The 6,541-nt window shown below is 70.6% G+C and carries 5 protein-coding genes and 2 pseudogenes; 1 reads left to right on the forward strand and 6 read right to left on the reverse strand.

Annotated features, from left to right (window positions below; genetic code table 11):
- Positions 1-463: pseudogene (locus tag AC31A1_RS43945) on the reverse strand (MFS transporter); the annotation flags it as partial.
- Positions 464-813: 350 nt separating this feature from the next.
- On the opposite strand from AC31A1_RS43945, the gene AC31A1_RS43950 reads away from it, so the two are divergent.
- A complete protein-coding gene (locus tag AC31A1_RS43950; protein WP_489658683.1) occupies positions 814-2,295 on the forward strand; it encodes a S1 RNA-binding domain-containing protein in 1,482 nt (493 codons plus the stop codon).
- 344 nt (positions 2,296-2,639) lie between these two features.
- On the opposite strand, the pseudogene AC31A1_RS43955 reads toward AC31A1_RS43950, so the two are convergent.
- From AC31A1_RS43955 to AC31A1_RS43975, 5 genes and pseudogenes are all read right to left on the reverse strand, one after another.
- Positions 2,640-3,080, reverse strand: a pseudogene (locus AC31A1_RS43955) (MFS transporter); the annotation flags it as partial.
- Positions 3,077-4,339 (reverse strand): ATP-grasp domain-containing protein, encoded by a 1,263-nt coding sequence (locus tag AC31A1_RS43960; protein ID WP_489658684.1) that lies wholly within the window; start codon positions 4,337-4,339, stop codon positions 3,077-3,079. The pseudogene AC31A1_RS43955 and the gene AC31A1_RS43960, both read right to left, overlap by 4 nt.
- 51 nt (positions 4,340-4,390) lie before the next feature.
- Positions 4,391-4,693, reverse strand: coding sequence for a hypothetical protein (locus AC31A1_RS43965; protein ID WP_052067184.1), 303 nt, complete (start codon positions 4,691-4,693; stop codon positions 4,391-4,393).
- Between the two features lie 67 nt (positions 4,694-4,760).
- A complete protein-coding gene (locus tag AC31A1_RS43970; protein ID WP_489658685.1) occupies positions 4,761-6,002 on the reverse strand; it encodes an MFS transporter in 1,242 nt (413 codons plus the stop codon).
- A partial coding sequence (locus tag AC31A1_RS43975; RefSeq protein ID WP_489658686.1) for a hypothetical protein occupies positions 5,999-6,541 on the reverse strand: 543 nt, incomplete at its 5' end. The genes AC31A1_RS43970 and AC31A1_RS43975, both read right to left, overlap by 4 nt.

A 6,541-nucleotide genomic window follows, 5' to 3' on the forward strand; every position in this document is an offset into this window, starting at 1 on the left:
GCAGCAGCGCGTACGGGAGAGTGGTGAGGGTGGCGAGGGCGCCGATGAGGGCGGGCCCGGCGAGCAGGCCGATGCATCCGATGACCGCGACGGTGGCGACTGCGCGCGGGCCGCTGGCGCCGGCGGCGGTGATCAGGCTGGGGATGGTGACGGACAGGCCCAATCCGAAGGCCGTCCAGCCGCACAGGGCGAAGGTGATGGTGGAGCCGGCCAGGCCGGTGGAGAGGCCGAGCGCGGCCAGGGCGGCGCCGGTACGCACGACGGTGGGAGTGCCGAAGCGGGCGGTGAGCCGGTCTCCGGCGAGGCGACCTGTGGCCATGGCGGCGCTGTAGGCGGCGTACGCCGCGGCGCTGGTCGCGGCGGTCGCGCCGAGGTCGTGCAGGTGGACGGAGGCCCAGTCAGCCGCGGCTCCTTCGCCAAGCAGGGTGGCCGCCGCGAGCGCGCCCAGCAGCCACAACCGGGGCCGCGACAGACCCGCGCGCCGGTCCGAGACCGGTGCCACGCGGTTGTGTACGGGCTTCAGTTCGGGGCTGGCGAGAGTGTGGGTGAGCCGGGTCGTTGCACCTCCCGCCGCAGCGGCGCCGGCCCCGACGGCGGCGAACAGGACGGTGTGTGAGGTGTGGGCGGTGGCCGCGGCGAGCGCGGCGCCGATGAGGGCGCCGAGGCTGTTGTGGGTTCTCGCATCTCGTGTCATAGTGCGTCGCCCTGACCAGCAGGTTCCGGACTCGTCTCAGAGCGAGTCCCGACACCTTCGTCTCAACTCCTATGTCATTTCCTCAGGGCGGTGTCGGGGCTGTGCTGGAAGATGGAGACGTGCAGCTCCCCTATGTCTACCGCGTCACCAAGTACGACCCCGCCGACCGTGACGAACACGGGCACTACACCGGCACCGAGGACGCCGTCAGCGATCACGGGGAGATTGAGGCTGCCTATCTTCAGGCGGTCGCCGCCTTCGCCGGGGACACCGGCATCGGTCACCTTTCCGTACGTGAACCGCAGGTTCCGTCGTTCGCGCACCTCGGCGTTGAGCCGCCGGTGGACGGCTTCGGGTTGGACGGACTCTTCCCGGTCGGTCCGTCCGACTTCCACGACGGGGCGGAGGTGTCGCTCGATATCGGGCTGGAGCTGGTGCGGGTCATGCTGCGCGGCACCGGCGCCTGGTGCCGGCTGGAGGCAGAGGACAATTTCGCGGTCCACGTGGGATGGGACCAGTACCTCTACATCGGCAGTAGTCGGCCCTGCGAGGAGGCGCTGGCCCGAGCGCGCGGGCTGGGGCTGTTCCCGGAACGCCTGGAAGCCTCTCCGTACGACGTGGTGGTCGACGACAACGTTCAGCGACCCGGCGACGACGATTTCTGGGCCAGCCTGCGCTGGGCCGTCACCGTCGGCCGCGCCGGACTTCTGGAAGAGACCTACGTCGAAGGCCCCTCACGCTGGCACCGCCTCGACCGCGACACCGTCGACACGGTTCGCGCCAGGCTCGCTCCGCGTGCCCGGCTGGCGGTGTGGCCGGCCCTGTCCTCCGACATCGACGTCGTCCTCGGCTCACTTCCCGCCGAGGGGCTCGTCGAAGGCGTCTGGCAGGAGAAGGACGGCCGGATCGACAGCGCCGTCGTCGACGAGGACGAGTTCCCGAAACTGGCCGCCCGAATATCCGCTGCCGATGCTGCGGCACTCCTGTCCGTGTACGCCGATGAACGTACGCCGCTGTTCACCGCTGTCATGCCTGACAACGACGGAGTGGTACGGGCCCGCTGGCGGACCGAGCCGACGCCGAGCGACCTGAACTGGTCCTCCCTCAAGGCTCTCCACCAAGGGGACATCGTCACTGGCACGGTGACCCACATCGCCGACTTCGGCGTCACCTTCGTGGACATCGGCGGCGTCAAAGCGATGATCAATATCCCCGAGCTGTCATGGCGACCTGTCGACCACCCCGCCGACGTCGTCTCCGTCGGTCAGGAGATCACTGCCGAAATTCTCGACGTCGACCTCATCCGTGAACGCGTATCACTGTCCCTGAAGGCCCTGCACGATGATCCGATGCCGCTACTGACCGGGCAGATCGGCCAGACGATCGTCGGCCGAGTCACCAAACTTGTACCCCTCGGCGCCTTCGTACGCATTGAAGAAGTGGAGAACGGACTCGAAGGGCTGGTGCACAACTCCGAACTGGCCGACGGCTACTCAGACAGCCTCCAGGTGGGTGACGCCCTACCGGTCAGGATCCTGGAAATCGACCCGATACGACGTCGAATCACCCTCTCGCACCGGCAAGCTGCCTCAGAGCTCTAACCGGGCCGTGCTGCTGCTCAGGGTTCCGGGATAAAACCTGCTGCCCAGCCAGTCTCACGGCGATGTCGTATCCGACATTGCCCGCGAGATTCCGACACGAGGGAAGAGACCCTACAGCTGTATGTAGGTTCTCGCCGCCCGTGTCGGATGTCGACCTCATGGCCTGCGACTTCGTCCGCTGTCTCACGACGTGTCGGACGCTGGAGTCTCACGCCGGTGTCGTCTGCTTGACCGTCCGCGCAAGGCGGCTCGGGCCGTCGGACCTCTGACCTGGGCGGTCTCACGGCCGGTGTCGCATCCGGCATCGATCCGACATCGACCGTGAGATTCCGACACGGGAAATGAGATCCCACACTGTAACTCGCGTGCAGCCCGGCCATGACCGGACGTCCGAAGGCGTCTTGGCAGCTGACCGCGGCGGCATTGGCGGCGACGTCGAGAACACCGTGCGCGGCGCCGAACACGAACGCCGCCACCAGCAGGTTCCCCAGGCTGCGGCAGGCCCCGAGGACGGCGAGGCAGGCGGCAAGACTGATCGCCCCGCCGGTCAGCAGGGCGGGCAGACGGGACGGATGGGCGAGGCGTCCACCCGTCTTCAGTCCGGCGACCATGCCGACGGCGGCAGCCAACAGGACCAGGGCGAGCCCGGCGGTGCTCACCTCGGCGGCGTGCTGGACGGCGGGCATGCGTGCACCCCAGACGGCCGTCACCACACCCAGGCTGGCGAAGTACCCGGTCAGCAGGCGGCGGCTGCGCGCCAGTTCGGGCGCCGCGGCCTGGTTCACGCGTCGTTCTCCCGCGTGGCCGGGGCCTCCTGCGCGACCGGATCCACCTGGATGTCGAGGTTGCGGTACGCCTCCTGGGCGCGGGCCCGGACGACGGTGGCGGTCGGCCCGGTGGTGATCAGGTAGCCGATGCGGGCGGTGAACAGGTGGCCGCCGTCCTGGGGCAGCACGAGCGGGTCACCGGCCTGCCGCTGGAAGCGCACGCGTTCCACTCCCCCGGTGGGTTTCGTAACCCGGCGGGCGGTGAGGGTGCCGGAGTAGGCGGGGTAGATGAAGCGGATCGCCGCGGCCTGCCGGCGGGTGGGCGTCAGGTCGGGGGTACGTCCGCAGGCAATGTCGGCGGCCACGCGGGCGAGGTCGACGCCGGTGGCCAGGTGGACGAGATGGCTGATCATGTCGCCGGCGATCCGGGCATTGACCTCGATGAGGCGGGGGCGTCCGTCGACCACGCGGATCTCGATGTGGCTGACGCCGTCGGTGACTCCTAGGGCGTCGATGGCCGCGACGGCGGCCGGGGCAACGGTGGCGAGAAGCGGGTCGTTCGCGTCGACCGCGTGCGCCAACTCTTCGAAGTAGGGCGGCATGCCGACGGTCTTGCGGGTGACGGCGACGACGGTGGTCTGCCCCTGGTGGGTGACGCACTCGACGCTCACTTCCGGGCCGTCGAGGTATTCCTCGACCAGGACCTGGGTGCTTTCCACGCCATGGTCGGCGGTCTTGGCGGCGAAGGCGTACGCCACGGGCAACTGGTCGGCGGTGTCGACGCGGATGACACCCATACTCGCGGCGTGCGCGGCGGGTTTGAGGACGACGGGGAAGCCGATACGCCGGGCGGCAGCGTGCCCCTCGGGCTCGCTGCGCACGCTGACGGAGGCGGCGGAGGGCACCCCGTGGCGGGCGAACAGGCCGCGGCTGATGTGCTTGTTGCGGCAGCCCTGGAGAGCCTCCGGAGGAGTGGTGGGCAGGCCGAGTCGGCGGGCCAGGCGGGCGACGGGGACGAGGTACCACTCGGTCCACGTCATCACGCCGGCCAGCTCATGCCGCTCGGCGAGCGCGCGCCCGGCCGCGGTCAGCGCCGCCTGATCGGCGGGGTCGGCGACCTCGTGGTCAAGGAGGAACTCCTTCTCCCAGGTCGGCGCGGCGCCGGAGATCAGGACGACGTCGTAGTGGGCGGCGACGTTCTGAAGGCAGGTGCCGCGATACGCCTGGGCCTCCAAATCGGCTGCGGCCACGACCAGGACGACAGGGCGAGAGGACATCAAGGCTCCAAACGGTTTGGGGGAAGGGAGAGTTGAGGCAGGGCATCTGAATCAGGGTGTGCGGCGGCGGCGTAGCTCGAAGGCGGACGCCCACTGGGGGTGGTCCTCGATCAACCTGCGGGCGTACAGGGAGGCGAAGGAGTTGTTCAGTCCGCGCACGCCCGCCGGCAGCTGCCAGCGCAGGTCCTCGAACAACGCCTTCAGCCCGACCCTGGTGGCCCCGGCGGCGAGCCGGTCGGCCGTCAAACGCTCCAGCGCGCGGTAGACGTAGGGGTGCTCGGCGTCGAAGGCCAGAAAGCGGTCGGTCAAGGTCGGACGCGAGCCCGCTCGAAACGACGGTCGGGCTACCGGCAGGGCGTAGCGGCCGGCAGGGATGCGGGATGTGGGCGTGGCGGCGGTCTCCGTGGGGTGTTCCGGGAGGTCAGGCGAAAGAGGTGCGCAAGGCGGGAGCGGTGCGCAGTCGGGCGAAGGCGGCGAAGAGGCCCAGGGCCTGCAGTGCGGCGCACAGGGTGATCACGTGGCCGAGCTGGGCGGGCGGCACGGCGGCGACGAGGACACCGGCGAGGGGGAAGGGCAGCAGGAGCAGCAGGATGGTCAGCGACAGGGTGGCGCCGAACACCGGGGCGGGGATGAGACGGGAGCGCAGGGTGCGCAGCACGACGGCCAGGCCGCCCTCGCCGGCCATGAGGACGGCGATCAGGGCGAGGTAGGTGCCGTAGGTGTCGGTGAAGGAGACGGCCAGGCACGCTGAGGCGACGATCGTGGCGGACAGGGCGCCGATGGGCCACAGGCCGACGCGGTCGATCGCCCGGCGGCACAGGGCGACCGCGAGGAGAGAGGCGACGGCGGCTGCCGACCAGATGAGGCCGACGTCGGCCGGGGAGTGTCCGAGCTGCTTGACGACGATCACCGGGGTGGCGGCCTGCAGCAGACCGACGGTCAGGTTGGAGATGGTCAGTCCGGCCACCAGCCAGCCGAGAGCCGGTAGCTCGCGGAGGGTCGACCAGCCGGTGTGCAGCCCCGTAAGGGCTGGCTGCGGCACGGAGGGCTTGCTCTGGTGGCGCTGGCGCGGGGCCAGGAGGCTGGTGAGCAGCGAGAAGGCGGCGATCACGATCAGCATTCCGGCGGCGGCGGCCCGCTGCAGGAGCAGCCCGGCGAGCGCGGGGCCGCCCAGGGTGGCGATCTGGTCGATGCCGAGCAGCACGGATTGAACGCGGTGGGCGCGCTCACCGGCCTCGCGGCCGACGATCCCGCCCGCGGTCTCGGCCGCGAGGTAGGAGCATTCAGTGAGGATCCCGGTGGACGCGGCAAGCAGCATGACGGTGACCGTCGTGCCGTATCCCGCTGCCTGCGTCGGCAAGATGAACGCGGCGGCCAGGACGACCAGGGCCCGGCCCGCGGAGGCAAGGCGGAGCACGGCGGTGGTGCCGTGGCGGTCGACCAGCGCCCCGGCGAAGGCGAACGCGCCCAGTCGCGGCACCCATTCCAACGCGACCGCAAGGCCGGTCAGGGCGGCGGAGTCGGTGGTGGCCAGCACCAGCAGCGGGATGCCGTAGGTGGCCATGGCGGACGCTGCGGCGTCCGTGCTGCGTGGCAGGTAGATGCCGCGCAGCAGCGTGGGGACTGGCCGGCGGGCATGCCGCGGTCCGACACGGGATCTCACGCAGCGCGCCCCTCTTCCTGCGCCGCGTGGGAGGAGCGGGCAACGTTCTGGTGCAGGACGCGCGGGTGCGCCCTGAGCCACTCGGAGAGCGCCGCGCGCGCAGGTGACGGTTCGGTCGCTGTGCCGGAGTGTTCCCAGTCGCCGTCCTGGGTCTGGAGGGCGTACTGGACGCGTGCGACGAAGTCGCTTCTCGGGCTGGGGAGTTGGCGGCTGCGGGCCCAGCGTGCGGCGGTGTCGTACAGCTCGGCAAGGTCCTGGCCGCTCGCGGTGAGCTGGTAGCGGGCCGAGGCGTGGCCGCGGGCGTGGATGACGCCGAGGTCGCGTGCGGTGTCGATGGCGTGGCGCAGTTGTCCGAGGGGGAGGTCGCCGAGGGCGCCCTGCAGGCTGCCGCGGTGGCGGCTGATGGGGCCGTTGTCGTCGATCTCGGTGACCAGGCGTATCAGGCCCGGCAGAGACAGGGTTCGGATCGCGCGGCACTCGCGCGGAGGGCTGGTGGGCGAGGAGACGGTCATCGGCGCGGGCCTCCTGCCGGGGTGATG

It is taken from the genome of Streptomyces sp. P5F9 (assembly GCF_057961495.1).